The sequence below is a fragment of the Actinoplanes sp. M2I2 genome, from assembly GCF_023544445.1.
GTDB lineage: Bacteria > Actinomycetota > Actinomycetes > Mycobacteriales > Micromonosporaceae > Actinoplanes.
On record NZ_JALPVJ010000008.1, the window covers coordinates 331,987 to 357,813 of the forward strand.

Genomic DNA, 25,827 nt, shown 5'->3' on the forward strand with positions numbered 1-25,827 from the left:
CGCGGATGCCTAGCGTCGACACCATGACGACGACGCACGCTGCACAACCACCCGCACCGATCCGGCGTCTGCTGCGACAGGTGGCCATCGACACGCAGTTCGTGCTCGTCGGCTTCCCGCTCGGGCTGATCACCGTCACGTTGTTCATGAGCCTGTTCTTCACCGGGATCGGGCTGGTCATCATCTGGGTCGGTCTGCCGATCCTGGTGCTGACGTTCATGGTGGCCCGGGGGTTCGCGGTTCTCGAGCGGGCCCGGATCGCGCCGGTGCTGGGCCACCCGGTGCACCGCCCGCACTACCGGAGCGAACCCGGCGCGGGCCCGCTGCGCCGGATGCTGGCCCCGCTGGCCGACGGTCAGGCCTGGCTCGACGTGGTCCACGGCATGTTCCGGTTCATCCCCAGCACGATCGCCTTCTGCTTCGTGGTGACCTGGTGGTCCGGTGCGATCGCCGGCCTCACCTCGTGGATGTGGGACTGGTCGATCCCGCGCGGCCCCGACGACCAGGACCTGGCCGAGCTGCTCGGGATGGGCGACGGCACCGGCACGCGCCTGCTCCTGTACTTCGCGATCGGCGTGTTCTTCGCCGGCACGCTCTATCCCGTGCTGCGCGCGTCGGCCCTGCTCGAGGCGTACTTCGCTCGTGGTCTGCTCTGCGGCGTCAACGAGCTGCGCGAGCAGGTCGCCGAGGCCAACGCGGCCCGTACGGTGGCCCAGCAGCAGAAGGCGGCCGCGGTCTCGGCCGAGGCCAACGCCCTGCGCCGGCTCGAGCGCGACATCCACGACGGCCCGCAGCAGCGCCTGGTGCGGCTGGCGATGGATCTGGGCCGCGCCGAGCAGCAGTTCGCCACCGACCCCGCCGCCGCCCGGGCCACCGTGGCCGAAGCGCTGACCCAGACCCGCGAGACGCTGGACGAGCTGCGGGCCCTGTCCCGGGGCATCGCCCCGCCGATCCTGGTCGACCGCGGGCTCCAGGCCGCGCTCACCGCGCTGGCCGGCCGCAGCCTCATCCCGGTCGAGCTCGACGCGCCCCTGGCCGACCGGCTCGAGCCGACGCTGGAGTCGACGGCGTACTTCGTGGTCGCCGAGGCGCTCACCAACGTGGCCAAGCACAGCAACGCCAACGAGGTGCACGTCAGCGTGCGCCGCAACGCCACCGGCCTGATCGTCTCGGTCGCCGACGACGGTGTGGGCGGCGCGAGCGTCGCGAAGGGCCACGGCCTGGCCGGTCTCGACGACCGGGTCCGCGCGGCCGGCGGCGTCCTCGACGTGTCGAGCCCGGCCGGCGGCGGGACGAGGCTCACGGCCGCCCTCCCCGTCTGAGGCGCGGTCCCCCGCGGTCACCCGCGGAGCGACGGGGGCCGTGTCGATCTGACAGAGTGGCGGCATGCGGGTGGTGATTGCCGACGACGCGGTGTTGTTGCGTGAGGGACTTGTCCGGCTCGTCGAGGAGAACGGCCACGACGTGGTGGCGGCCGTCGGCGACGGGCCGTCCCTCGTGACGGCGATCGCCGCGCACAAGCCGGATGTGTCCATCGTGGACGTCCGCATGCCGCCCTCGCACACCGACGAGGGACTTCGAGCCGCGGTCGAGGCACGCGGCCTGGTGCCCGGCACGCCGATCCTCGTGCTCTCCCAGTACGTCGAGGTCTCGTACGCCGACGATCTGCTGGCCGACCGCCTGGGCGGGGTCGGCTATCTGCTCAAGGACCGGGTGTCCCAGGTCGGCGAGTTCCTCGACGGTCTGCGCCGGGTCGCCGGCGGCGGCACCGTGCTCGACCCCGAGGTGGTCAGCCAGCTGCTCGTCCGGCGTCGCCGCGACGACCCGCTGCGGGCCCTGACCCCGCGCGAGCGCGAGGTGCTCGGGCTGATGGCCGAAGGCCTTTCGAACACGGCGATCGCCCGCAAGATGGTCGTCACCGACGGCGCCGTCGAAAAGCACGTGCGCAACATTTTCACCAAGCTCAGCCTGCACCAGGACGAGGAGCAGCACCGCCGGGTCCTGGCCGTGCTGGCCTACCTCCAGGGGTAGGGCTACCACCACCACCGATACGCGGGTCTGCGGTATCGATCGCGATCGCCGCGCTCCCTAGCGTTCTGGGCATGCAGAACGACGGAAGAGTCAAGGGAATCGCGGCCCGGGCCGCGCTGTGGAGCGCCCGCCACCGGACGCTCGCGATCCTCGGGTGGATCGCCTTCGTGATCGGTGTGACCGTCCTCAGCGGACAGTTGGGGACCGTCGAGGCGACGTCGGCCGACCAGGGTCACGGGGACTCGGGCAAGGCCGACCGGATCGTCGAGGCGGCCGGCTTCCCGGAGACCCCGGCCGGCGAGATGGTCATCGTGCAGAACCGGACCGGCACCGACCGGGCGGCGGCGGTCACCGACGTCACGGCGGCCCTGCGGAAGACGGCGAACGTCATCGACGTCCAGAAGCCGATCGAATCGCCCGACGGTCGCTCGTCGCTCGTCGCCTTCAGCATCAGCGGCGACGCCGAGACGGCCGCCGACCGGGTCCAGCCGGCGCTCGACGCGGTCACCGCGGTGCAGGCGAAACACCCCGGCCTCTACGTCGCCGAGGGCGGCTCGGCCAGCGGCGACAAGCTGATCGGCGAAGACCTCGAGAAGGGCCTCACCCAGCTGGGGATCCTCTCGATCCCGGTCACCCTCGGCATTCTGCTCGTGGCCTTCGGCGCCGTGGTGGCCGCGCTGCTGCCGGTCGCGCTGGCGATCATGGCCGTGATGGCCGCCATGGGCCTCCTCGCCTTCGCCAGCCGCCTTGCGCCCACTGTGGACACGACGGCTCACGTGATGTTGCTCGTCGGGCTCGCGGTCGGCGTCGACTACTGCCTCTTCTACATCCGCCGGGAACGTGACGAGCGCCGCAACGGAGCCGACCCGCACCGGGCGCTCGTGATCGCGGCGCAGACCTCGGGCCGCTCGATCTGGATCTCCGGCCTCACCGTCATCGTCGCCATGGCCGGCATGTTCCTGACCTTCGACACCACCTTCACCAGCTTCGCGGTGGCGACGATCCTCGTGGTCGCCACGGCTGTGCTGGGCTCGCTCACCGTGCTGCCGGCCCTGCTCTCGGCGCTCGGCGACAAGGTCGACGCGATCAAGATTCCCGGGCTGTACCGCAAGCGCAGCGACGGCCGGATGTGGAACGCGTTCCTGCGCCTCGTGCTGGCCAAGCCGCTGATCTCGGCCGTGCTGGCCGTGGGGGCGCTGGCCGCGCTGGCCGCGCCGGCGCTCGACCTGAAGACGAAAGCGGAGGGCCTCGAGGACCTGCCGCCGAGCGCGCCGATCGTGCAGGCGTACCTGGCGATCGACAAGGCGTTCCCGAGCGAGACCTCGCCCGCCGAAGTGGTCGTCACGTCACCCGGAACGAATCTGGACGAGAAGGTCACCCGGTTCCGTGAAGCCGTGCGCACCAGCGACGGCCGGCTCACCGGCCCGGTCGACGTGCGGATCAACCCGGCCGGCACGGTCGCTGTCGTCTCGGTCGGCCTGGCCGACGACGACGCCGCGCTGAAGCTGTTGCGCGAGAACGTGGCGCCGGCCGTCTTCGGCTCGTCGGCCCTGGTCACCGGTGGAGCGGCCGGCAGCGCCGACTTCAACGCGCGGCTCGACGCGAGCCGGCCGTGGGTGTTCGGTTTCGTGCTCGGCCTGGCTTTCCTGCTGCTGCTGGTGTCGTTCCGCTCGGTCGTGGTCGCGCTGACCGGGGTCGTGCTCAACCTGCTGTCGGTCGCGGCGGCGTACGGCATGCTGGTCTTCGTCTTCCAGTACGGCCACTTCGAGAGCGTGCTCGACTTCCAGGCCGCCGGCGGCATCATCAACTGGATGCCGCTGTTCCTGTTCATCATCCTGTTCGGACTGTCGATGGACTACCACGTCTTCGTGCTGAGCCGGATCCGCGAGGGCCACGACCGCGGCCTCTCCACCCGGCAGGCGGTCCGCGAGGGCATCGGCCGCACCGCAGGCGTCATCACCAGCGCGGCGGTGGTCATGGTGGCGGTGTTCGCGCTGTTCGCGACGCTGCCGCTGGCCTCGACCAAGCAACTCGGCATCGGCCTGGCCGCGGCTGTGCTGCTCGACGCGACCATCATCCGGGCCGTGCTGCTGCCCGCCGTCATGGCCCTGCTGGGCGAGAAGAACTGGTGGCTGCCGCGCTGGCTGGGCTGGCTGCCGCAGATCGCCCACGAGCCCCCGCCCGCTGCCGTCCCCGAGCCGGAGCGCGAGCTGGCCGCGATTTCCTGAGCACTGCTCCCCACGGGCCGCGGCGATGCCGCGGCCCGTTGTCGTCGGCCCGGCGAGGTGGATCGTGGTGATGTCCTCGCCGCGCGCATCGCGGCCGGCCACCGGCGGCCTCCCTCCGGGAGCGTGGGCACCCGCACAAGGGCCAGCCACCTGGGAGGGTGCCCGAGACGCATCCGCGCCACCGCGACGGTGCCCAGAGCGTCTACCAGACCTCCTTCGTCTCCCACTTCGACGCCGAGCAGACCTCCATCGGCATCATCTTCAGCGTCGCGATCGTGGTGCTCAGCCGGTCGGCGGCAGCCGGGTCGAGCGCAACGGCCCGCGTAAGCGGTCAGCCGGACGAACGAGGCGGTGGCGAGGTCGGATGTCGTCGCTGGGTTCACGTGGCTCGGGTCTCGGTGGCGGGGTCCGGCTCCGGTGGTCGGTGCAGCAGGATCTCGGCGCCGACGGGGCGGTAACCGGCCGCCTGGAAGGCGCGGATGCTGCGGGCGTTCCCCGTGGCCTGCTGCGACCAGAGCACCTCGCCCGCGGGAATGAGGTGACGGGCGGCAAGAGCGAGCGCGCGACCCAGGCCACGCTCACGGGCCGGCTCGTCCACCTCGATCGACACCTCCCAGCGGCCCGCGACCCCGCGACCGACCGTGAGCAGGCCGCCCGGCGCCGACCAGGTGCGCACCGCGTCGCGGTGGGTCAGCGCCCGGCGTACGCGGGGGTGGTCTCGCTCCTGCTCGGTCAGCGGGAGCGGTGGTGGCCCGGCGAGCGCGGGCGCCACGGTGAGGAGATCGATCGTCTCGGTGGTGCGCCCGGTGCGGGTCATCAGCGCGGCCAGGAAGACCGGGTTCATGGTGGCCGCGAGGGGGTCGCAGTCGAGGCCGGCGATCGTGGCGTGGATCCACTCCGGGTCGTCGTCGAGAAAGATCACGGTGTGCGCGGTGAAGGCGAGCACACCGGCGTCACGCTCGCTCGGCTGCGGCACCACCGTCGTGCGCCCGTCGGGCGGCGGGAACGCCCCGGCGGCGGCCGCTGCCAAAATCTTCGCCAACTTCATGCGTCGATCCTCCGTCTACGCGGGGGTCCTTGGGCGCTGCAGGCCGCCGTTCCTGTGGATGAGTCGCGCGTGTGGACAACCCCTGCGGGCGAGGGCGCGTGCCGGCGTCAGCTGTGGCGGGTGGTGTGTAACGGTGGCGGCTGAGGCGGCGTGATGGCTGGGTATGTCGAATCGGTCCGGTGGGAGCTGGGGTGGCGTATCTGGGTCGGCTGAGGCGAGCTGATGGCCGGGTGTACCGGAGGCGGGTTGATGGCTGGGTGGGTCGGAATCGGTCCAGTGGGAGCTGAGGTGGCGTTTGTCCCTCGGCTGAGGCGCGGCGAAGGCTGGGTGCGCCGATGTTGGTGGGGTGCCGGCCGGGAGGAATGTGTCTGGGTCGGCTGAGGCGTGCGACGGCCGTGGCGCTGGCGGTCGCCGTATTAATCGGGTGATGGTGGCGGTCGGGTGTCGGCCGAGGCAGGTTGAGGGCGGGCTTGTTGGCGTCAGTTGGGCGTGGGTCTAGGCGGTGTGAGGGCGGCGCCGGTCGAGATCGAGGGGCCCGCGTCGATCAAGCGGGGCGGCGGCTGTTCCTGGGTGGTGGGCAGCCACGGCTCGGGCGTTGATGGCGGGAGGGTCAGAGGGCGGCGCCGGCCGCGTGGCCCAGAGCGGCCGCGCCCAGGCCGACGGCCAGGCTGGCCAGCACGTACAGCATGGCGCGGAACCGCTCGCCGTTCTCGACGAGCGTCAGCGCCTCGAGGCTGAACGTCGAATAAGTCGTGAGGGCGCCACAGAATCCGGTTCCCAGCAGCGCCGTCATGTCCGCCGGGGTGGGCACGCCGATGAGGAATCCCAGCAGCGCCGACCCGGCCACGTTGACGACGAACGTGCCCACGGGGAACGTCCCGGCCTTTTTCTTGAGCGCCTGGTCGATCAAATAGCGCAGCGGTGCCCCCACCGCGGCGCCGAGGGCGACCAGCAGCACGGTCATCGCCGCACCCGAAAGCCCGCCCGCGAGCCCGCCCGCGAGCCCGCCCGCGAGTCCGGCCGCGAGCGCACCCTGGAGGCGAGGGAACTCCCAGCCCAGACTGCCGCCAACGCGGTCCCCACGGTGGCGATCAGATAGGCCCCGCCGATCACGCTCGGTGACACCACGACATCAGTCATCGCGGTCGAGAAGGTCGTATATCCGCCCAGGAGGCCGGTCGTCAGAAAAAGCCGCGTATGACGCCTATCGCGCACAAGCACCGAAACAATGCCGATCAGGAAGCATCCAGACACGTTGATCACCCAGGTGGCCCAGGGAAAACCGCCCGGCGGGTGGGCCCAGAGGGCGCTCAAGCCGTAGCGGGTCAGCGCCCCTAGCGCCCCGCCGGCCGAGATCACGGCGAGTGCCCTGGCGTTCACGCTGATCAGGCTACTCGGGCCGGTGACCGGGGCAAACGTGGCGGCGTCGGTCCCGAGCGAACTGTCCACAGTGGGAGCGGTCGCCGGTCGGGGCGGCGTTACGGGATCGTTCTGGTGATGTGTGACACAATGGTGGTCCCGGTGCGGCTTCAGAGACGGGGCCGCCGACGGGCCGTTTGCTGGTCAGCTGCCGACATTTCACCCATTCGGCTCGCCGTGACGACCGGGGAACGATTCCCTAACGGTCTGCGCGGAACTTAACCTTGAGTGGTACCTTTCGGCGTCCGACTTTGCAGGTCTGGAAAGACCTGGCGATATCGCGCGCCCGAGTGGCACTGATGCCGAGTGACACGGGATGAGTGACACGGGATGGCAGCGCACCAGCAGCCGGCGATGGACGAGGGAATGCAGCACGTCAACAATCACACCGGTCACGTCCACCCGCCGGCCCGTCAGCACAAGCTGGGTCGGCCCGCTTTCACAGAGAGGGTGAAGTGATGTCGGAACGCTCCGCTGCCCTGCTTCCCGATCAGGGTACGGACTTCGCTGCCGCGCTCACCGCCCCGCCGGTCAACAACCTGCGGCGCATCGGCGGCGAGATGTTCAACTGGAGCGACCGCGACCCGCAGCGCAGTGAGGCGCTGCCGCGCGGCGCCGTCCTTCGCCACCTGATCGGGCGGTATGCCGGTCCCGGTCGCACGGTCCTGGTCGCCGGCCCGCACGCCGACGAGGTCGTCGTCGCCCTGGCCGACAGCGGCGCCTCGGTGACCTGGCTGCTCCGCTCGCTGGTCGACGCCGAGGACGCTGCCCGCAACCACTCGCAGGTCACCGTCCTGTCCGGTGCCGCGGTCAAGCTCGACGCCGGCGAGAGGTTCGACCTGGTGGTCGCGGCCGACGGGGTCGAGCGGCTGAACTCCTCCGAGGGTGAGCAGGTTTCCCCGGCGCACCTGATCGACCGGCTCGCCGAGGCCGTCCGCCCCGACGGCGTCCTGCTGCTGGTGCACGATAACCACCTCGGGGTGCACCACACGGTCCGCCTCGAGCCCGGCGCCCGTGAGCGCCTCGACTCGGACTGGTATTCGCCCGAGGACGAGCACGACCCGCAGCGGCCGGCCTCCCAGGAGCAGCTCGCCGCCCGGCTCGCCGAGTCCGGCCTGACCGTCGGCGCGTCGTACGCGGTGTTCCCCGACCCGTCCGTCCCGACCGTGCTGGTCGGCGACGGGCTTCTCGACCAGGTCTCCTCGCCCCTGCGGCCCCGGCTCGGCACCGCGCTGTCCCAGGCGTTCACCGCGGCCTACCGTGGCCGTCCGGTGCTCAGCGACCCGCGCCGCCTGGTCGGCCGGGCCCTGCGGGCCGGCGCCGAGTCCGCGCTGGCCCCGGCCTGGCTCGTCATCGCCCGGGCCGGTGCCACGTCCGGCATCGATCGCCACGAGCTGCTCGTCGGCGACCCGAGCGGCACCTTCGCGTACGAGGTCTCCTCGGTGGCCGGCGACGTGCGCACCACCGTCCTGGAGCCGCTCTCCGGTCCGCTCGAGCGGGCCGGCCTGCGCCGCGTCAGCGACCCCTCCGCCCCCGGCGCCGACGCGGGCTACGTGGTCGAGGAGCGTCTGCTGCACCTGGCGGCCACCAACGACCTGCGGGGCCTGCGCGTCGAGCTGGCCCAGTACGACTCCTGGCTGCGCGCCCAGGCCCAGGACGGCCTGCTGGCCGGCCCGGTGGCGCTGGCCGGCCTGGCCGACGTCTTCGTCACCGAGCAGGGCCCGTCGCTGCTGCCGACCCGCTGGGAGCCGATCGAGCCCGTGTCGGTCGAGACGGCCGAGGTCCGCGCGGTCTGGCAGTTCGCCGTGCAGCTGATCACCTCGGGTCAGCCGCACCCGTGGCAGATCACGTCGAGCGCGGTCGACCTGACCGCGATCATGCTCGGCATGGTCGGCCGCGGTGTCGACGCCGACCGGGTACGCGCGGCGGTCGAGCTGCACGTTCAGCTCGAGGCGGCCGACTTCGACCTGAGCCTGGCCGACCAGCACGACCGGCGGCTCCAGCTGCTGGCCGTCACGCCCGGCACGGCTTCGGTCGACGTCCCCGGGTTCCGCGAGCTCACCGAGGCGCTGTGGCGCCAGCGGTACGAGGCGAGCCATCTGCTGGCGATGATGGACTGGACCGAGCAGATGATCAAGTCTCGCGACCTCGCGGTCAGCAAGATGGACTGGGAAGTGCAGTTCTACAAGAAGACCTGGCCCGGCCGGGTCCTCATGGTCGCCCGCAGCGGTTACCGGGTGATCATGCGCGACGGCCGCAAGTTCATGCGCTCCCGGCGGGCCCGCAAGAACGCCACCAAGGCCTAGGTGTTCATACGAGAAGGGGGCCCCGGCCGGGGCCCCCTTCTCCGTGTCTCAGATCAGATCAGTTCCCAGGTCAGCGGCGTGCCCTTCGCGGCGTCCGCGACGAAGGTGCGGCCGAGGACCAGGCCGATCGCGTCGGGCTCCAGCCCGCCGGTCGGGCGGATCGACCGGACGTTCTCGGGCGTGACCCGGTCGCCCGCCTTGACGTCGGCCACCACGTAGAGCGAGCGGCGGAACCGCAGCCCCTCCTTCTCGGCCTCGGTCGGGCCGATGTGCGTGGTGCCCAGGGCCTGCCAGGCCCGCTCCGACTCGATGCGCATGGCCTTGAGCTCGGCCGGCTCGAGCGAGAAGGCCGAGTCGACGCCACCGTCCGCCCGGTCCAGCGTCACGTGCTTCTCGATCAGGCAGGCGCCGAAGGCCACCGAGGCGATCGGCACGCCGATGCCGTGCGTGTGGTCGCTGAGGCCGATCGGCAGCTCGAGCATCTGGGCCAGCACCGGGATGCGGCGCAGGTTGGTGTATTCGGGCGGGGCCGGGTACGAAGCGGTGCAGCTCAGCACGGTGATGTCGGTGGCGCCGACGCCCTTGGCCGCCTCGACCGCGGCGGCGATCTCCTTCACCGAGGCCATGCCGGTGGAGATGATGATCGGCTTGCCCGTGCTCGCCGCGAGGCGGATCAGCGGCAGGTCGGTGATCTCGGACGACGCGATCTTGTACAGCGAGGCGTCGAGCTTCTCGAGGAGCTCGACCGCCGTACGGTCGAAGGGGCTCGAGAACGGCGTGATGCCTCGCTCGCGGGCCCGCTCGAAGATCGGCTGGTGCCAGTCCCACGGCGTGTGCGCGCGCTCGTACAGGTCGTACAGGTAGGCCTCGGACCACAGCTCGTGGCCCTTCGAGATCTGGAAGCGCGGGTGCTTCACGTCCACGGTCATGGTGTCGGCCGTGTACGTCTGGATCTTGATCGCGTCCGCGCCGGCGTCCGCCGCCGCGTCGACCAGCGCGAGTGCCCGGTCGAGAGAGCCGTTGTGGTTCCCGGACATCTCCGCGACGATGTACGGCCGCTTGTCGGGCCCGAACTTAGTCATTACTTCCCTCTCTCCGTCCAGACGACAGTCTTCATCTCGCCGTCCACGAGCCGTTCGTAGCGCCGCGTCTCCTTGAAGCCGAAACGCCGGTGGAGCGCCAGCACCTGCTTGTTGTCGGCGAGCGTCTCGCCACCGAGCGTCTCCAGGCCCAGTGTGCCGAACGCGTAGTCCACCGCTTCCTTCTCGAGGCGCATCCACGCCGCGAGCAGCCGGTCACCCAGACCGGCCGAGTCGAGGTAGAACGACCAGGTGTTCCCGTCGAAGATCACGACGCCGGCGGGTGTGCCCCGATCGTCCTCGTAGATCAACACATCACGCCAACGCTTTTCCCACCACCTCGCGTGCTCCTCGGGCTTGATCTCGTGCGTGGTCAGGCTCACGGCACGCACCGACTCGTGGTTGCGCCAGGGCAGGATCAGATCCCGTTCGGCGTAGGTCGCAGGTCGCAGCACAGTGTCAAAGTATGGCCGCCCCGCGAGCGTTCCCGTCGGGGACCTGGGTCACAGCGCAATTCCTCACCCTCGGGCCCGCGTGGCCGATGGATCCGGCACATCCCCCTGCGAGAGGTGAACCGGATGGGCGTGCTCAGTAGTCGGCCGGGCCGGCCACTACTAGTGTCCGGGGCATTGCTGCTCGTCACGATCGTCATGGTGGCGGTCAACGCGATCGAGCCGGTGATTCCCTGGGCGCTCCTCTGGCTGCCCGGCATCCTCGGGGCGGCGGTGCTGGCCGTCGACAGCGTCCGGACCGCCCGAGCCGAACACCTCCCTCCGGCGGTCCGGCAGTTCTGGCGCCGGATAGCCGTGATCTGTCTGCCGGTGGGGCTCGGCAACGCCGCGCAGGCCTACCACGCGCTCACCGTGCCCGACCCCCGGTACGCCGCGGCCGGCGCCGGCCAGATCGCCCTGCAGGGCGTCGCCGTCGTGCTCGTCATGTACACCCTCCTGCGCCTGCCGTTCGGTCAGCAGACTCGCGGCGAGCTGTTCCGCGTGGTGCTCGACGCCGGCACCGTCATGCTCGCCTGCGCCGTCTTCCTGTGGCACTTCGCCGGCCGGTACGCGCTGGAGGACGGCGACCCCCGCATGCTGTTCACCTCGCTGGCCTTGAGCATCCTGGCGCTGCTCGCGGTCTTCGCGGTCGCCAAGTTCCTGCTGACCAGTCAGAACCACATGGACGCCGGGGCCCTCCGGATGATCGGCATCGCGGTGGCGATCGGCGCGGTCGGGCCGGCGCTGCGCCCGGTCTTCGAGCCGCTCGACCCGAACCTCTTCCCGGACATGATCGACCTGCCTGCTCTCTACTTCTGCGCCGCGCTCGCCACCCACCGCCAGCGAGCCGCGCAGACCGGCCCCCGCCGCGGCGCCAAGCCGGTCCGCCGGCGCCCGTTCAGCTTCCTGCCCTACCTGGCCGTCGCCGTGGTCGACGCGCTGCTGCTCACCGTCACCTGGCGGGACGACAACGCCGACCGCCGGATCGTCGTGGTCGGCGCCGTGCTGCTCACCGCGGTCGTCGTGCTCCGCCAGATCACCGCGTTCCAGGACAACGGCCGGCTGCTGCTCCGGCTCGACCACAACGCCACCCACGACGCGCTCACCCAGCTGCCCAACCGGGTGCTCTTCCACGAGCGCCTGCGGCGGGCCCTGGGCTCGCCGGTCGGCCGGCCGGTCGCCGTCGCGCTGATCGACCTGGACGACTTCAAGGAGGTCAACGACACGCTCGGCCACGAGGTGGGCGACCAGCTGCTGATCGCGGTCGCCCAGCGGCTGGCCGGCTGCCTGCGGGCCGAGGACACCGTGGCCCGGCTGGGCGGCGACGAGTTCGTCGTGGTGATCGACGGGGCCGATCCGGCCGCTGCCGACCTGGCCGCCCAGCGCATGATCGACTCGCTGCGGGCGCCGGTGCTGACCGATGGGCACGAACTGCCGATCCGCGCCAGCATCGGCATCGCCGACGGCCGCGCCGGCGACGACGCGAGTGTGCTGCTGCGGCGGGCCGACATCGCCATGTACGCCGCGAAGGCGCTGCCCGGCACCGCGGCGCTGCACTACGAGGCCGACATGGCCGCGACGTCGGTGGGCGCCGAACTGCAGGACGCGATCCGCGACGACCAGCTGTTCCTGCTCTACCAGCCGATCGTCACGCTCGACGAGCACCGCCGGGTGCTGGGCGCCGAGGCCCTCGTGCGCTGGAACCACCCGGTGCACGGACTGCTCGCCCCGGACGCGTTCCTGCCGCTCGCCGAACGGACGGGTCTGATCGTCCCGCTCGGCCGCTGGGTGCTGCGCGCCTCGCTGCGCCAGCTCGCCGACTGGCCCGCCGGCACCGCGCTCAACATCAACATCTCGGCGCGCGACCTGCGGGAAGCCGACTTCGCCCCGGCCCTGGCGGCCCTTCTCGACGAGTACGGGGTGGCCGCCTCACAGATCACCCTGGAGATCACCGAGTCGATGCCGGTGGAGCCGGGGGAGTCGCTCACGGTGCTGAACGAGCTGCGGGCGCTCGGCGTCAAGCTGGCCCTCGACGACTTCGGCACCGGCAGCTCCCCGTTCAGCCTGTTGCACGACGTGCCGGTCGACGAGGTCAAACTCGACCGCTCGTTCACCCAGGCCGACCCCGACGGCCGCGTGTCGGTCGCCGCGGGCCTCGCGCATCTCGCCGAGGCGCTGCACCTGCACGCCGTGGCCGAGGGCGTCGAGACCCAGCAGCAGGCCGAACGGCTGCGCGAACTGGGCTATCAGGCGGCCCAGGGGTTCCATTTCGCCCGCCCGATGTCCGCCGCCGACTTCGAGGCGCTCCTGCCCGCCGAGGCCCCCGCCGCCTGAAGCGTGCTGCTCTCGCCGGACTTCCCGCCTTAGGGTCGGATCATGGAGACTCACCGGCCGGCCGTACGCGTGATCTGCTTCGACGCCGACGGCCGGGTGCTCCTGATGAACTGGCGCGACCCGCACGACGGCTCGCGTCTCTGGGAACCGCCCGGCGGCGGCATCGAGGAGGGCGAGACCCCGTTCGAGACGGCCCGGCGCGAGCTGGCCGAGGAGACGGGGCTCGACCCGGCCCGCGTCGGCGAGAGCTACCTCGACGTGTATCGCGAGTCCCGCTGGAAGGGGCGCCTCTACACCGGCGACGAGCAGTTCTTCGCCGCCCGCTACGACACCCCGCGCCCGGCCCTCTCCGGGGCCGGCCTGATGCCGTACGAGGTCGAGGAGCTGCTCGGTCACGCCTGGGTCAGCCCGGCCGATTTCGCCGCGCTCCCCGACCGCCTCGAGCCACCCCACCTCGCCGAGATCATCCCGCTGCTCAGGTGAAGGCGTGACCGGGCGGCGTCAGGCCGCGCTGTCGAGGTGGCTGATGACGCGCTGCAGCACCGCGAGTGCCTCGCGTGCGTCGCGGACCTCGTTGTCACGACCCGCGCGGCGGGCCAGCCAGTCGGTGAGCGCTTCCCGCACCACGCCGGACACCCCGGCCGGATGCCCGGCGGCTTCGACGGCGGCGATCATCGATGCGGGGAGCCGGACTGCCCTCACCTGAAGCGGCCCGTCCTCCGGGTCGTGCACGGTACGCACTTCACGCGGTCGTTCCCCTCGGCCACGGTGGCCGTCTGTCCCTCCGGGGCAAGGCTCCGAGGTCAGGATCGGTGTGGTCGATCTGCGTCTTGCTCACGGCTGCCTCTTCTCCCCAGCGCGTGCCTCGCCTCCCGCGGCGGGACGCCCGTCGGTGACGTCGGCCTACGCGATGCAGTGGCCCCTTGCGCCGGCCGGCCCCTCGCGCCCTACTTCAGGTCATTGCCCATGCCGGATCGTAATACGTCGTAGTACCACATGGCCCGGCGAAATGGCGGAGGCTGAGCGGCCGGGAAGGGCGAGTCAGGCGGGCCGGGGAAGGGGAGTCAGGCGGCCGGGGGGAAGAGGAGGTCGGCGATGTCGGCGCCGGTCAGGGGCTCGGCGAAGTAGTAGCCCTGGCCCAGCTCGCAGTTGCCGCCGGCCAGGGACGTCAGCTGGCCGGCGTGCTCGATGCCCTCGGCGATCGTCGAGAGCTCGAGCGCGCGCCCCAGCTGGATGATGCCGTGGGTCAGGGCGGCCGCCGTGGGCTCGTCGACCACGTCGTCCACGAAGGATTTGTCGATCTTGATGATGTCGACCGGGAAGTTGCGCAAGTAGGCCAGCGACGAGTAGCCGGTGCCGAAGTCGTCGATCGCCAGGCGCAGGCCCAGGGCCTTGAGGGCGCCGAGCCGTTCCAGCGTCGTCGCGCGGTGGTCGACCAGCAGCGACTCGGTCAGCTCGAGCACCAGGCGGTCGGGCGGCAGGCCGGCCGACTTCAGGGCCGAGTCGACCACCTGCACCAGCGCCGGCTGCTCGAGCTGCACCGCCGAGATGTTCACGCTGACCGTCAGCGGCGGCCCGCTGCGCTGGGCGTTCCAGCCGGCCACCCGCGTCGTGGCCTCGCGCAGCACCCACTCGCCGATCGGCACGATCATGCCGGTCTCCTCGGCCAGCGGGATGAAGTCCATCGGCGGCACGATGCCGCGGCGGGGGTGCTGCCAGCGGATCAGGGCCTCGACGCCGGTGATCTCGCCGGTCCGCAGGTGCACGATCGGCTGGTAGCGCAACTCGAACTCGTGCCGCACGACCGCCCGGCGCAGGTCGGCCTCCAGGGCGATGTGGGCCTGGAACGCCTCCTGCATGGCCGGCTCGAACACCTCGTACCGGTCGCCCTGCTTCTTGGCCTGGTACATCGCGAGGTCGGCGTGGACCATGAGCTGGGCGGCGTCGTGCTGGTCGGGGCGGCTGAACGCGAGCCCGATGCTGGAGCTGATGAAGGCTTCGGAGCCGAGCAGGTCGAACGGCTCGCGCAGCGCCGCGAGGATGCGCTCGGCCACCGGTACGGCCTCGGCCGCGTCCAGCAGCCCGGGCAGCAGCACGGCGAACTCGTCGCCGCCCAGGCGCGCGGCCGTGTCGCCGTCGCGCAGGCAGCCCCGGATGCGGTCGGCCACGCCGGTGAGCAGCGCGTCGCCGGCCGCGTGCCCGAGCGAGTCGTTGACGATCTTGAAACGGTCGAGGTCGACGAAGAGCACCGCGGCGCCCAGTCCGGCGGGGCCGAGCGCCTCCTCCATGCGGGTCTGGAACAGCGCTCGGGTGGCCAGTCCGGTCAGCGAGTCGAGGAACGCCTGGTTCATCGCCTCCTGGGTGCGCGCGTCGGTCAGCGCCAGGCTGAGGTGCTCGGCGAACGCCCGGAGGATGTCGCGGGCCGGCTTCTCCCAGTCGCGGCGGGCGCCGATCGTGGCGACCGTGATGCTGCCGGCGACCTGCCCGTTCTCGTGCACGGGAGCGGCCATGACGGACTCGACCTGGAGGGCCGTCATCGGCCGGAGCGCGATCGGGCAGGAGGCGTAGTCCTCGACCGCGATCAGCTCGTCGCCCAGGATGGCCAGGCCGGTGACCCCGCTCGACGCGACCGGCACGCGGCGGCGGTTGGCGGCCACCTCGGGCGGCACGCCCAGCGCGGCCACCGTGCTGCCGAGGGCCGGGTCGTCCCGTTCGAGCAGGTTGATCGCGACCATGTCGACGCCGAGCAGGTCGCGCAGCGCGACCAGGACCATGTCGTAGATCTGCGGGAGAGGCAGGCGGCGGCCGATCGCCCGCTGTACGGCGGCCATCTCCTCGAAGACGCGACGGCCCTGGTCGAGATAGCCGAGCAGGCGGCCGTTCTCCTCGGCGTACCGGCGCTCCGACTCGATCATGTGCAACGACTGCAGGCTCAGCTCGAGGACGCGGGCCATGCCGCGGAGCAGGCATACCTCTTCGGGCGTGAAGGGCCGCGTACGCCCGAGGACGAGCACGCCCGGAGCGGCGCCGCCGATGGTGGCGTAGGTGACCGCGTACCGGCCGTCGCACATCTCGAGACTCGAGCGCCGGCCGGCGGCGACCTCGGCCAGCAACGGGACGGGCACGCGGTCGGCGGCCAGGCCGATGCCGGCCACCACGCTGCCGTCGATCATGAGCACGGCGACGTCCGCGTCGAGGGCGCGGGCGGCGCACTCCACGGCGGCGTCGTGCGCGGCCGGACCGGCAGGCCGGTCGGCGACCGCGGAGAGGAACTCGCCCAGTTGATCCGTCGCTAGCACATGTTGCCAGTCGTCCGCCGGGGCCCGGACTTGAGCGAAACGACCGGACGGAAGCAGGCTCGCCCGAGCTCACACGACCGGTCACGATGTGGTCATGCTTTCCCGCGAAACGGTCAGGCGTTTCGTGGCGCCTGCCCTAATTTAGAGTGATCTTGGTCGGCCGGACCGACCGGTCAAACGGGCAAGTAAACAACGAAGTCCGTGAGCTTGTGATGGAGGCCACAGGTTTCTCCGGTGTTACAAATAGGTCGGTCGATGGCGGGGGAGGTGACGGCAATTGAATGCGGACGAGCGACAGCATCAGATCGTCGCGCTGGCCCGCCGGCACGGCGAGGTGGAGGTCGGAAAGCTCGCGGCCGAACTCGACGTCTCGGCCGAGACCATTCGCCGCGACCTGCGCCTGCTGGAGAAGCACGGGCTCATCCGCCGTACCCACGGCGGGGCGTACCCGGTGGAGACGGCGAAGTTCGAGACCGACCTGGCCATGCGCACGATCCGCGGGGTGCCCGAGAAGCGGCGGATCGCGGCGGCCGCGGCCGGGCTCATCGGGGACGCGGAGACCATCTTCATCGACGAGGGCTTCACCCCGCAGCTGATCGCCGAGGCGTTGCCGACCGACCGGCCGCTCACCGTCGTGACCGCGTCGCTCAACACCGCGGCCTGGCTGGCCGCTTCCACCCCGGCCACCGTTCTGCTGCTCGGCGGCCGGGTGCGGGGGCGCACGCTGGCCACCGTCGACCACTGGGCGGCGGCCATGGTCTCCGGATTCGTGATCGACCTGGCCTTCATCGGGGCCAACGGGATCTCCCGCGAGGTGGGTCTCACGACGCCCGACCCGGCCGTCGCGGACGTGAAGGCGCGCGCGGTGGCGGCCGCCCGCCGCCGGGTCTTCGTCGGCGTTCACACAAAATTCGGCGTTCGCACATTCTGTCGATTCGCCGAGATATCTGATTTCGAGTCACTGGTCACGGACACCGCATTGCCGGTGTCCGAGGCGAACCGCTATGCCCGGCTGGGTCCACAAGTCATCCGGGTCTGATTCAACAATTCCCACTCGCCGTTTTCGAATAAAACGGAGGTTCCCCCATGTCCAGATACACCAAGGCAGCGGCGGCCGCTGCGGCCGGACTGCTGCTGGTCACGACCGGCTGTTCGGGCGCCGGCTCGACCGGCGGCGGCAGCGGCGACTCGGCCGACAACACGATCACCGCGCTGATGGTCGGCAACCCGCAGATGGAGGACATCCAGAAGCTGACCGCCGAGCACTTCACGAAGCAGACCGGCATCACCGTGAAGTACACGATCCTCCCGGAGAACGAACTGCGGGACAAGGTCACCCAGGACGTCGCCAACCAGGGCGGGCAGTACGACGTCGCCACGGTCGGCGCCTACGAGGTGCCGATCTGGGCCAAGAACGGCTGGCTGCACGAGGTGTCGACCCAGGCTCAGGCCGACTCCGCGTACGACGTGAACGACCTGATCAAGCCGATGGTGTCGTCGCTCAGCGGCGAGGACGGCAAGCTGTACGCGGCGCCGTTTTACGGCGAGTCGTCGTTCCTCATGTACAACAAGGAGCTCTTCGACGCCAAGGGCCTCAAGATGCCCGAGAAGCCCACCTGGGCGCAGGTCGCCGACTTCGCCGCGAAGCTGGACGACAAGGGCAAGGGCGTCTCCGGCATCTGCCTGCGCGGCCTGCCCGGCTGGGGTGAGCTGTTCGCGCCGCTGACCACCGTCGTCAACACCTACGGCGGCGCCTGGTTCGACAAGGACTGGAACGCCCAGGTCGACTCGCCGCAGTTCAAGGAAGCCACGAACTTCTACGTCAACCTGCTCAAGCAGCACGGCCAGCCCGGCGCCCCGCAGTCCGGCTTCACCGAGTGCCTGAACACGTTCGGCCAGGGCAAGGCGGCTATGTGGTACGACGCCACGTCGGCGGCCGGCACGCTCGAGGACCCGAACGCCAGCAAGGTGGCCGGCAAGGTCGGCTACGCCTACGCCCCGGTCAACAAGACCGAGTACTCCGGCTGGCTGTGGACGTGGGCGTGGGCGATGCCCAAGACCACCAAGAAGGCCGACGCCGCCTGGAAGTTCATGTCCTGGGCGACCAGCAAGGACTACGAGAAGCTGGTCGGCCAGCAGCTCGGCTGGTCGCGGGTGCCGTCGGGCAAGCGCACCTCGACCTACTCGATCCCGGAGTACAAGGAGTCGGCCAAGGCGTTCGCCGACGTCACGCTCGGCTCGATCGAGAACGCCGACCCGACCAACCCCGGTGTCCAGCCGCGGCCCGCGCTCGGCGTGCAGTTCGTCGGCATCCCCGAGTTCGCCGACCTCGGCACCAAGGTGTCGCAGGAGGTGAGCGCGGCCATCGCCGGCAGCAACACCGTCGACAAGGCTCTTGCCGACGGTCAGAAGCAGGCCGAAGACGTGGCCAAGAAGTACCGGAAGTAATGACCACCCTGGTTGCCCGGCCGGACGAGCGGACCCAGCCGCCCGTCCGGCCCACCAAGGGCGGAGCCAAGGACCGCTGGATTCGACGAGCGCCCCTGCTGCCCGCACTGATCTTCGCGATCGTGATCACCCAGGTGCCGTTCCTCTACACCCTCTATCTCTCGACGCTCAGCTGGAACGCGCTGCGGCCGGGCGACAAGCCGTTCGTCGGGTTCGACAACTACGTCACGGTCCTCAGCGACACCCGGTTGCGGTCGGCGCTCTTCAACACGGTGCTGCTCACCGCCGGCGCGGTGGTCTTCTCGATGATCCTGGGCCTGCTGCTGGCCCTGCTGCTGGACCGGCAGTTCTTCGGCCGGGGTGTCGTCCGGACCCTGCTGATCACGCCGTTCCTGATCATGCCGATCGCGGCGGCGCTGCTCTGGAAGCACGCCATCTTCAACCCGACGTACGGCTTGATCAACGGTCTCTTCGGAGGCTCGACCGACTGGGTCTCGTCGTATCCGAAGGGCGCCGTGATCGCCACGATGGTGTGGCAGTGGACGCCCTTCATGATGCTGATCCTGCTGGCCGGTCTGCAGTCGCAGTCGAACGACGTGATCGAGGCGGCCCGGGTGGACGGCGCGAACGCGTGGCAGATCTTCCGCCGGATGACGCTGCCCCACCTGCGTCAGTATCTCGAGCTGGGCGCGTTGCTCGGCTCGATCTATCTGGTCAACACGTTCGACGCGATCTTCAGCATCACGCAGGGTGGTCCGGGCACGGCGACGACCAACCTGCCGTACGAGATCTACCTGACCATGTTCCGCAAGTTCGAGTACGGCGAGGCCTCCGCGGCCGGCGTGATCGTGGTGATCCTGACGATCGGCGTGGCGACCTTCGCGCTGCGGGTCATCTCGAGCCTCTTCAAGATGGAGGAGAACCGATGACGGCCCCCGCGGTGGGAGTCAAGATGACGAAGCGGATGAGCAACACGATCTGGGGCTCGGTCGCCTGGATCGCCGCGATCATCTTCGTCTTCCCGGTGCTCTGGATGGCGCTGACCAGCTTCAAGCAGGAGAACGCGGCCGCGACCAACCCGCCGACCTGGTTCTTCGAGCCGACCCTGGCTCAGTACGGCCAGGTCTTCGATCGCAACATCACGCCGTTCCTGCTCAACTCGCTGATGGCCAGCGTCTTCTCGACGTTGCTGGTCGTGGTGCTGGCGACCCCGGCGGCGTACGCCCTGTCGCTGCGCCCGGTGGCGAAGTGGAGCGACTCGCTGTTCTTCTTCATCAGCACCAAGATGATGCCCGTGGTCGCGGCCTTCCTGCCGGTCTATCTGCTGGTCAAGCATCTGGGCCTGCTCGACAACATCTGGACGATGGTTCTGCTCTACACCTCGATGAACCTGCCCCTCGCAGTCTGGATGATGCGGTCCTTCCTGCTGGAGGTGCCCCGCGAGGTGCTGGAGGCCGGCGAGGTCGACGGGGCGGGCCTGCTCACCTCCATCCGCAAGATCATCCTGCCGATCGTGAGTCCCGGCCTGGCCGCGACCGCGCTGATCTGCTTCATCTTCAGCTGGAACGAGTTCTTCCTGGCCCTCAACCTGACCGCCACGAACGCCAGCACGGCGCCGATCTTCCTGGTCGGCTTCATCTCCTCCGAGGGCGCGTTCCTGGCCCGCCTCTGTGCCGCCGCGACCCTGCTGTCCCTGCCGGTGCTCATCGCCGGCTGGCTGGCGCAGAACAAACTGGTACGAGGTCTGTCGATGGGGGCGGTCAAGTGAGAGCAGCCGTCGTGGTCACCCCCGGCCGGATCGCCGTCGAGGAGGTGCCGGACCCGACGCCCGGCCCCACCGACGTGGTCGTCCGGCCGGCCGCCGTCGGCATCTGCGGCACCGATCTGCACATCATGGACGGGGAGTTCGCGCCGTCCTTCCCGATCGTGCCGGGCCACGAGTTCGCCGGCGAGATCGTGGCGGTCGGGTCGCAGGTGTCCGGTTACGCGGTCGGCGATCAGGTGGCGGTCGACCCGTCGCTGTACTGCGGCTACTGCTATTACTGCAAACGCGCCCGAGGCAACCAGTGTGAGAACTGGGCGGCGATCGGGGTGACGGCGAGCGGCGGCGCGGCCGAGTTCGTGGCGGCGCCGATGGCCAACCTGTTCGCGCTGCCCGATCACCTCGCCGCCCGGGACGCGGCGCTGATCGAGCCGCTGTCGTGCGCGGTGCGCGGCTTCGACGTGCTGCCGCGGGCGATGGCTACCTCGTACCTCATCTACGGCTCCGGAACGATGGGGCTGATGATGCTGGAACTGGCCAAGCGGGCCGGGGCCGAGTCGGTGTCGGTCGTGGACCTCAATCCGGCCCGGCTGGCGACGGCGGAACGGCTGGGCTGCTCGGCCGCGACCACCTCGGCCGAGGAGCTCGACGCGCCGCGCGGGTTCGATGTCGTGATCGACTGCACGGGGGCCGAGGCGGCGATCCGGGACGGTCTGTCCCGGGTCGGGCGGGGCGGCACGTTCCTCCAGTTCGGAGTGTCGAGCTATGACGCCCGGGTGGCGATCGAGCCGTACGAGATCTATCGCCGCGAGATCACCATCACCGGCTCGATGGCGGTGCTGCACAGCTTCGACCGGGCCGGGGAACTGCTCGCGGCCGGCGTGCTCGACCCGTCGATCTTCGTCAGTCACCGGTTCCCGCTGGACGACTACGCCCAGGCCCTCGACCAGTTCCGCGCCGGTGTCGGAAGGAAGATCCTCATCGAACCGTGAGTGAAACCTTACGGCCAGTTGTCAGATGGTCACCCGGCAGGTTGAAATAGGTGGGTGGGTACGCCCGACGCTGTTCCTGACCGCCCAGTCCCGCACACCCTCGCCCCCGGCCGTCTCGGCGCGGCTGCCATCGCGTTCTTCGCGCTCGCCGTGACCGCGCCCATCGCCGTGCTTATCACCGTCGTACCCGCCGCCTACGCCACCGGCGGCGGGCCGCTGGTCCCGCTGAGCTTCCTGGTCCTCGGCGTCGTCCTGATCCTCTTCGCCACCGGCTACGCGGCCATGGCCAACCGCTCGCCGTTCGCCGGCGCGATGTCCACGTACGTCACCCGCGGTCTGGGCCGGCCGGCCGGCGTCGGGGCCGCCTGGCTCGCCCTCGGGTCCTATCAGGTGCTCCAGCTGGGCCTCTACGGCCTGGTCGGCGCGGCGGCGGCGCCCCTGCTGGGCAGCTGGTTCGGGGTGAGCGCCGAATGGTGGGTGGTCGCCGCCGGCTGCTGGCTGCTGGTCGCGCTCTGCGGCACGATCCGGATCGAGGTCAGCAGCGGTCTGATCGCGCTGCTCGTGCTGACCGAGGCCGCGGTGGCGGCCGGGTTCGCCACGGCCAACGCGCTCGACCCGGGCGCCGGCGGGCTCACCGCCGGCACCATCCTCCCCTCGGGGCCGGAGCTCGACCGGCCCGCCCTCGGCCTGCTGCTCGCCGTGGGCATGCTGGCCTTCGTCGGTTTCGAGGCCACCGGGGCGTACGCCGAGGAGGCGATCCGCCCGCGGCGGGACGCCGGCCGGGCCGCGGTGGTGACCGTCGCGGTCTTCGCCGTGCTGCTCGCCGGCACGTCGTGGTCGCTGAGCGCGGCCGCCGGCGCCGACCGGATCACCGAGCTGGCCCGGACCCGCGGCTCCGAGCTGCTGTTCGACCTGGCCGGCGCCCGGCTCGCGCCGTGGGCGGTCACGCTGGGGCGGCTCCTGCTGCTCACCGGTCTGATCGCGGCGATCCTGGGGCTGCACCACGCCCTGTCGCGCCACCTGTTCGCGCTGGGCCGGGAAAGGGTGCTGCCGAGCAGATGGGGGCGCACCTCCCGTCGTACGCTCGCGCCTCGCGCCGCCTCGCTGGCCCAGTCGGCCGTCACCGCCCTGCTGCTGGCCGGAGCGGCCGCGGTGGGAGTGCCCGACGCGCCGCTGATCGGCCGCCGTCTGATGATCGCCGGCAGTCTCGGCGTCCTGATCCTTGTGCTCGTCACGTCGGTGGCCACGCTGCTGCACCTCAACCGCGTGCCGGACGGCGAGGGCGCGTTCACCCGCTTCGTCGCCCCGGCGCTGGCCACGGTCGCCCTGGGTTCGATCGCCTATCTGGTCGTCCGCGACCTCGCCTTCCTGCTGGGCGTGCCGGGCAGCTCCCCGTGGCGCTGGATCGTGCCGGTGTCACTGGCCGCGGTCGCCTCGATCGGCGTGCTGCACGCGCTGATCCTGCGCGCGGCCCGTCCGGTGGTCTATGCGGGCATCGGCCAGGGCGGCGTCCCGGTGGTGGTCACCCCGGCCGCTCCCCGGCCGCTGTCGCCCGCTCCGCCGCCCTCCCGACCTCGACCGTCGTCCCCGGAGCCGGGCGCGCACCGGCCCGAGCGAGTGCACCGCTGATGCGCGCGCCGGATCCGCCTCCCGAACGGGAACGGATCCGTGCGCTGGGCATGGATCCGGCCACCGGCCGGTTCCGCCGCAACGAGGCCGAGACCGCCGTCCGCGTCGAGAGAGAACTGGGCGTGCGGCTGACCCGGGCCGCACCCGGGTGCCGGGCCGACTGGTTCGATGAGGACGGCCGCTCGTACGACGCGGTGGGACCCTTCGCGGCTCACCGGTTCGAGCGGCAGTGGGCGCGATTCTCGCAGCAGATCGTGCTGCATCTGAGAAAGGCTGATCTGGTGCCGGTGGACGTTTCGCAGTTCACCTCCGACCAGGTGGCCAAGGTGGAAAAGTTCGTGGCCGAGCTGGGCCTGGCCCCGCGGGTCTTCATCCTGGGACGGCGACAATGGCGGCTCTCATCATGGTCCGGCCGGGCCGCGACTGGCAGGCGACGGGTGGGCTCTTCGAGTGGACGCTGGAATACCTCATCCCGCGCCTCGACGACCAGAAGACCGCCGGCTGGCTCCGCATGGTCGTCGACGAGAACCTCGGCAGCCTCTGGATCCCCGACCTGCCGGACGCGGGCCGCGACGAGGTCTATGCGCTCCTGCGCTCGGGTCTGCTCGCGGCCGCCCGTCGCGAGCTCCCGGAGGGCCCGGCCAAGGGCGACGCGCTCGCGCAGCTCGGTGAGCTGATCGCCCTGACCTGGTGAGGGCCGGGGCTCAGGCGAAGAACTCCTGGATCTGGGTGAGCGTCAGGTAGCCCTGCCGCTCGGGCTCGTGCGCGGTCTCGGGCAGGCGCCGGGCGGTCACCTGCACGTCGGGGACGTCGGTGGGCAGGCTCGGCACCGGCGGAGTGGGCGGCAGGGCGGGCAGGGTGAGGGCCTGGCGGATCACCTCGAACATCGCCCGTACCTCCTGAGCGGCGGTGCGGGTGGCCACCTCCGAGCCGGCCGAGGCCGTGCCGGAGGGGAAGGCGCAGGTGAAATTGGCCTGCAGGCGGTCGTCGAACCGGCGGATGTCGGCGCTCGGCCGCAGGTGGTCGAGCCGCCCCTCGGCGACGATGCCCAGCTCGCAGGCCGAGAGCCCGGACTGCCGCCACCACGAACGCCAGCGCGGGTCGGCGTCCAGCGTCAGGGCGACGTGCCGCAGCGCGACCACGTACTCGCGCGGGGCGAAGCCGCCGCCGGTGGTGGTGCCCAGGTGGGGGTGCAGCCAGGAGTCACGGTCCGAGCTGTGGTCGACCATCCCTGCATGGTGACATTTCGGTCGCCCGCGGGTCTGCCGGACCGCGCGGCACGTTCGGGCGAATTCTGGCGTGCATAAGCCGGTGATATAAATCAGGGGTGCAGCCTGCCGCCACCGTCACGGACGACGACGCCGCCATCGCCGCCGGCTTCGAGCGCTTCTACGAGACGCTCCGCCGCCTCACGCCCCGCGGTCCGCTCAGCCTGACCGCCGCCTCCACCCTGCGCCGCCTCGAGCGCTCGGGCCCGCACCGCCTCTGCGAGCTCTATGCCCCCGAGGGGATCAGTCAGCCCGCGATGACCCAGCTGGTCACCCGGCTCGAGAAGGAGGGGCTGGCCCAGCGCACGAGCGATCCCCACGACGGCCGGGCCGTGGTCGTGAGCATCACCGACGCCGGCCGGGCCGCCGTGGCCGACCGCCGCCGGGTCCGCGCCGAGGCGCTCGCGGAGCTGCTCCAGGGCCTGACGCCGGCGCAGCACGAGGCCGTCGTCGGCGCGCTGCCGGCCCTGGAGCGGCTCAGCGACCTCGCCGCCGAGCAGGCCTCGTAGCGTCTGTTCTGGAGGGGAGCCCGACTCGACCCCCGTCCACGAGACGGACGCTAGCTCGCCAGGAAGGCGGAGACGCCCATGTCGGCGCCGACCTTCCGGGTGGCTTCGGCCGCGTGGATGTTCACTGTCTGCACGGCGTCGTACTGGGCCGCCGGCGCGACGACGGTCCGGACGGGGCGCTTGCCGTCCGGTGTCTCGACCAGGGTGACGATCGCGTCGGTGACCACCTGCGGGTCGCCGGGGTCGCTGGTCTGCTGTTCGGTGAGCCCGGCGACGAACCCACCGAAGTGCTCGACGTAGACCTGCAGGCGAGCCGTGTCGGCCGGCAGGACGGCGTTGACCCCGATGCTGGTCGGGTAGGGCGCCGCGTCGACGATGATCGACTCGACCCCGAACGGCGCCAGCTCGTGGTGCCACGCCTCGGTCAGGCTGGCCAGCGCGGCCTTGCTCGCCGCATAGAGCCCCGAGTAGGGGAGCGTGACACGGCTGGACGTGGACCCGATCTGGATCAGGACGCCGTGACCCTGGCTCCGCAGCTGGGGCAGGGCGGCCCGGCTGACCCGCAGCGCACCGAGCACGTTGACGTCGAGCTGCCGCTGGGCCTCCTCGGCGGTGAAGGCCTCGAGGGGTCCGGGGAAGATCATGCCGGCGTTGTTCACCACCACGTCGAGGCGGCCGGCCGCGTCCAGGACGGCGCTCACCGCCCGGTCGGCGGAGGCCTGGTCGGTCACGTCGAGTTCGACGACCCGCAGGTCGATTCCCTCGGCCGAGGCCAGCGCGGTCAGTTCGGCGGCCGCGGCGGCGCCCCGGCCGGGCAGGTCACGCACGGTGGCGAAGACCTGATGGCCCCGTCGCGCCAGCGCTTCCACGGTCAGCCGGCCGAAGCCGGAACTGGCGCCGGTCACCAGCACAACTCGAGGGGCGTCGTTCATGGTGTCTCCTGAGGGAAAGGAAGTGGGGTGGCGCCCCGCTTCTCTGTCGTAC

At 71.0% G+C, this 25,827-nt stretch carries 23 protein-coding genes; 14 read left to right on the top strand and 9 right to left on the bottom strand.

Annotated elements, in window-relative coordinates; genetic code table 11:
• Nucleotides 1-23: 23 nt before the first annotated feature.
• The 3 genes from HJC40_RS18570 to HJC40_RS18580 all read left to right on the top strand — a co-directional run bounded on the left by HJC40_RS18570 (nucleotide 24) and on the right by HJC40_RS18580 (nucleotide 4,259).
• Nucleotides 24-1,322, top strand: a complete 1,299-nt coding sequence (locus tag HJC40_RS18570; RefSeq protein WP_250002362.1) for a sensor histidine kinase — start codon at nucleotides 24-26, stop codon at nucleotides 1,320-1,322.
• Between the two features lie 64 nt (nucleotides 1,323-1,386).
• A complete protein-coding gene (locus tag HJC40_RS18575) occupies nucleotides 1,387-2,031 on the top strand; it encodes a response regulator transcription factor (protein WP_250002363.1) in 645 nt (214 codons plus the stop codon).
• Between the two features lie 71 nt (nucleotides 2,032-2,102).
• The gene (locus tag HJC40_RS18580; protein ID WP_250002364.1) at nucleotides 2,103-4,259 is read left to right on the top strand and encodes an MMPL family transporter; all 2,157 of its coding nucleotides are present in this window, start codon (nucleotides 2,103-2,105) and stop codon (nucleotides 4,257-4,259) included.
• A gap of 379 nt (nucleotides 4,260-4,638) precedes the next feature.
• On the opposite strand, the gene HJC40_RS18585 is transcribed toward HJC40_RS18580, so the two are convergent.
• From HJC40_RS18585 to HJC40_RS18595, 3 genes are all read right to left on the bottom strand, one after another.
• Nucleotides 4,639-5,307: a GNAT family N-acetyltransferase gene (locus HJC40_RS18585; protein WP_250002365.1), complete on the bottom strand. Its 669-nt coding sequence runs from the start codon at nucleotides 5,305-5,307 to the stop codon at nucleotides 4,639-4,641.
• A gap of 610 nt (nucleotides 5,308-5,917) precedes the next feature.
• Nucleotides 5,918-6,271: a fluoride efflux transporter CrcB gene (gene crcB, locus HJC40_RS18590; RefSeq protein ID WP_250002366.1), complete on the bottom strand. Its 354-nt coding sequence runs from the start codon at nucleotides 6,269-6,271 to the stop codon at nucleotides 5,918-5,920.
• Complete coding sequence (locus tag HJC40_RS18595; RefSeq protein WP_250002367.1) at nucleotides 6,268-6,687, bottom strand: CrcB family protein; 420 nt, start codon at nucleotides 6,685-6,687, stop codon at nucleotides 6,268-6,270. Before HJC40_RS18595 ends, crcB begins: the two co-directional genes overlap by 4 nt.
• Before the next feature lie 497 nt (nucleotides 6,688-7,184).
• On the opposite strand from HJC40_RS18595, the gene HJC40_RS18600 reads away from it, so the two are divergent.
• Nucleotides 7,185-9,032, top strand: coding sequence for a hypothetical protein (locus HJC40_RS18600; RefSeq protein WP_250002368.1), 1,848 nt, complete (start codon nucleotides 7,185-7,187; stop codon nucleotides 9,030-9,032).
• Between the two features lie 53 nt (nucleotides 9,033-9,085).
• On the opposite strand, the gene pseI is transcribed toward HJC40_RS18600, so the two are convergent.
• Both pseI and HJC40_RS18610 read right to left on the bottom strand, forming a co-directional pair.
• Nucleotides 9,086-10,114: a pseudaminic acid synthase gene (pseI, locus tag HJC40_RS18605; protein ID WP_250002369.1), complete on the bottom strand. Its 1,029-nt coding sequence runs from the start codon at nucleotides 10,112-10,114 to the stop codon at nucleotides 9,086-9,088.
• Entirely contained in the window at nucleotides 10,114-10,566 is a 453-nt protein-coding gene (locus HJC40_RS18610) for a GNAT family N-acetyltransferase (protein WP_250002370.1), read from the bottom strand. Before HJC40_RS18610 ends, pseI begins: the two co-directional genes overlap by 1 nt.
• Before the next feature lie 123 nt (nucleotides 10,567-10,689).
• On the opposite strand from HJC40_RS18610, the gene HJC40_RS18615 reads away from it, so the two are divergent.
• On the top strand, nucleotides 10,690-12,936 hold the full coding sequence (locus tag HJC40_RS18615; protein WP_250002371.1) for a bifunctional diguanylate cyclase/phosphodiesterase: 2,247 nt from the start codon (nucleotides 10,690-10,692) through the stop codon (nucleotides 12,934-12,936).
• A gap of 42 nt (nucleotides 12,937-12,978) precedes the next feature.
• On the top strand, nucleotides 12,979-13,419 hold the full coding sequence (locus tag HJC40_RS18620) for an NUDIX hydrolase (protein WP_250002372.1): 441 nt from the start codon (nucleotides 12,979-12,981) through the stop codon (nucleotides 13,417-13,419).
• An 18-nt stretch (nucleotides 13,420-13,437) separates the two neighbouring features.
• On the opposite strand, the gene HJC40_RS18625 is transcribed toward HJC40_RS18620, so the two are convergent.
• Together HJC40_RS18625 and HJC40_RS18630 are read right to left on the bottom strand one after the other, a co-directional pair.
• On the bottom strand, nucleotides 13,438-13,668 hold the full coding sequence (locus tag HJC40_RS18625; protein ID WP_250002373.1) for a hypothetical protein: 231 nt from the start codon (nucleotides 13,666-13,668) through the stop codon (nucleotides 13,438-13,440).
• A gap of 332 nt (nucleotides 13,669-14,000) precedes the next feature.
• Nucleotides 14,001-16,235: an EAL domain-containing protein gene (locus HJC40_RS18630; RefSeq protein ID WP_250002374.1), complete on the bottom strand. Its 2,235-nt coding sequence runs from the start codon at nucleotides 16,233-16,235 to the stop codon at nucleotides 14,001-14,003.
• 277 nt (nucleotides 16,236-16,512) lie between these two features.
• Between HJC40_RS18630 and HJC40_RS18635 the strand changes: the two genes are divergently transcribed.
• The 7 genes from HJC40_RS18635 to HJC40_RS18670 all read left to right on the top strand — a co-directional run bounded on the left by HJC40_RS18635 (nucleotide 16,513) and on the right by HJC40_RS18670 (nucleotide 23,760).
• Complete coding sequence (locus HJC40_RS18635; RefSeq protein WP_250002375.1) at nucleotides 16,513-17,274, top strand: DeoR/GlpR family DNA-binding transcription regulator; 762 nt, start codon at nucleotides 16,513-16,515, stop codon at nucleotides 17,272-17,274.
• A 47-nt stretch (nucleotides 17,275-17,321) separates the two neighbouring features.
• The gene (locus tag HJC40_RS18640; protein ID WP_250002376.1) at nucleotides 17,322-18,683 is read left to right on the top strand and encodes a sugar ABC transporter substrate-binding protein; all 1,362 of its coding nucleotides are present in this window, start codon (nucleotides 17,322-17,324) and stop codon (nucleotides 18,681-18,683) included.
• Nucleotides 18,683-19,612: a carbohydrate ABC transporter permease gene (locus HJC40_RS18645; RefSeq protein ID WP_250002377.1), complete on the top strand. Its 930-nt coding sequence runs from the start codon at nucleotides 18,683-18,685 to the stop codon at nucleotides 19,610-19,612. The genes HJC40_RS18640 and HJC40_RS18645 overlap by 1 nt, the downstream gene beginning before the upstream one ends.
• Complete coding sequence (locus tag HJC40_RS18650) at nucleotides 19,609-20,451, top strand: carbohydrate ABC transporter permease (RefSeq protein ID WP_250002378.1); 843 nt, start codon at nucleotides 19,609-19,611, stop codon at nucleotides 20,449-20,451. The genes HJC40_RS18645 and HJC40_RS18650 overlap by 4 nt, the downstream gene beginning before the upstream one ends.
• Complete coding sequence (locus HJC40_RS18655; protein ID WP_250002379.1) at nucleotides 20,448-21,437, top strand: zinc-dependent alcohol dehydrogenase family protein; 990 nt, start codon at nucleotides 20,448-20,450, stop codon at nucleotides 21,435-21,437. The genes HJC40_RS18650 and HJC40_RS18655 overlap by 4 nt, the downstream gene beginning before the upstream one ends.
• A gap of 54 nt (nucleotides 21,438-21,491) precedes the next feature.
• Nucleotides 21,492-23,066: an APC family permease gene (locus HJC40_RS18660; RefSeq protein WP_250002380.1), complete on the top strand. Its 1,575-nt coding sequence runs from the start codon at nucleotides 21,492-21,494 to the stop codon at nucleotides 23,064-23,066.
• 388 nt (nucleotides 23,067-23,454) lie between these two features.
• Entirely contained in the window at nucleotides 23,455-23,760 is a 306-nt protein-coding gene (locus tag HJC40_RS18670; RefSeq protein WP_250002381.1) for a hypothetical protein, read from the top strand.
• Between the two features lie 10 nt (nucleotides 23,761-23,770).
• On the opposite strand, the gene HJC40_RS18675 is transcribed toward HJC40_RS18670, so the two are convergent.
• Nucleotides 23,771-24,295, bottom strand: coding sequence for a hypothetical protein (locus tag HJC40_RS18675; protein WP_250002382.1), 525 nt, complete (start codon nucleotides 24,293-24,295; stop codon nucleotides 23,771-23,773).
• A 98-nt stretch (nucleotides 24,296-24,393) separates the two neighbouring features.
• On the opposite strand from HJC40_RS18675, the gene HJC40_RS18680 reads away from it, so the two are divergent.
• Nucleotides 24,394-24,843 (top strand): MarR family transcriptional regulator, encoded by a 450-nt coding sequence (locus HJC40_RS18680; RefSeq protein WP_250002383.1) that lies wholly within the window; start codon nucleotides 24,394-24,396, stop codon nucleotides 24,841-24,843.
• 50 nt (nucleotides 24,844-24,893) lie between these two features.
• On the opposite strand, the gene HJC40_RS18685 is transcribed toward HJC40_RS18680, so the two are convergent.
• Nucleotides 24,894-25,775, bottom strand: a complete 882-nt coding sequence (locus tag HJC40_RS18685; RefSeq protein WP_250002384.1) for an SDR family NAD(P)-dependent oxidoreductase — start codon at nucleotides 25,773-25,775, stop codon at nucleotides 24,894-24,896.
• Nucleotides 25,776-25,827 lie beyond the last annotated feature (52 nt).

Bases quoted from the DNA above. Each gene is read 5' to 3' on its own strand.
- pseI (WP_250002369.1), bottom strand. From the start codon at position 10,114: ATGACTAAGTTCGGGCCCGACAAGCGGCCGTACATCGTCGCGGAGATG.
- HJC40_RS18640 (WP_250002376.1), top strand. From the start codon at position 17,322: ATGTCCAGATACACCAAGGCAGCGGCGGCCGCTGCGGCCGGACTGCTG.
- HJC40_RS18645 (WP_250002377.1), top strand. From the start codon at position 18,683: ATGACCACCCTGGTTGCCCGGCCGGACGAGCGGACCCAGCCGCCCGTC.
- HJC40_RS18580 (WP_250002364.1), top strand. From the start codon at position 2,103: ATGCAGAACGACGGAAGAGTCAAGGGAATCGCGGCCCGGGCCGCGCTG.
- HJC40_RS18675 (WP_250002382.1), bottom strand. From the start codon at position 24,295: ATGGTCGACCACAGCTCGGACCGTGACTCCTGGCTGCACCCCCACCTG.
- HJC40_RS18600 (WP_250002368.1), top strand. From the start codon at position 7,185: ATGTCGGAACGCTCCGCTGCCCTGCTTCCCGATCAGGGTACGGACTTC.
- HJC40_RS18585 (WP_250002365.1), bottom strand. From the start codon at position 5,307: ATGAAGTTGGCGAAGATTTTGGCAGCGGCCGCCGCCGGGGCGTTCCCG.
- crcB (WP_250002366.1), bottom strand. From the start codon at position 6,271: ATGACCGTGCTGCTGGTCGCCCTCGGCGCCGCGGTGGGGGCACCGCTG.
- HJC40_RS18685 (WP_250002384.1), bottom strand. From the start codon at position 25,775: ATGAACGACGCCCCTCGAGTTGTGCTGGTGACCGGCGCCAGTTCCGGC.
- HJC40_RS18575 (WP_250002363.1), top strand. From the start codon at position 1,387: ATGCGGGTGGTGATTGCCGACGACGCGGTGTTGTTGCGTGAGGGACTT.
- HJC40_RS18650 (WP_250002378.1), top strand. From the start codon at position 19,609: ATGACGGCCCCCGCGGTGGGAGTCAAGATGACGAAGCGGATGAGCAAC.
- HJC40_RS18570 (WP_250002362.1), top strand. From the start codon at position 24: ATGACGACGACGCACGCTGCACAACCACCCGCACCGATCCGGCGTCTG.
- HJC40_RS18615 (WP_250002371.1), top strand. From the start codon at position 10,690: ATGGGCGTGCTCAGTAGTCGGCCGGGCCGGCCACTACTAGTGTCCGGG.
- HJC40_RS18620 (WP_250002372.1), top strand. From the start codon at position 12,979: ATGGAGACTCACCGGCCGGCCGTACGCGTGATCTGCTTCGACGCCGAC.
- HJC40_RS18670 (WP_250002381.1), top strand. From the start codon at position 23,455: ATGGCGGCTCTCATCATGGTCCGGCCGGGCCGCGACTGGCAGGCGACG.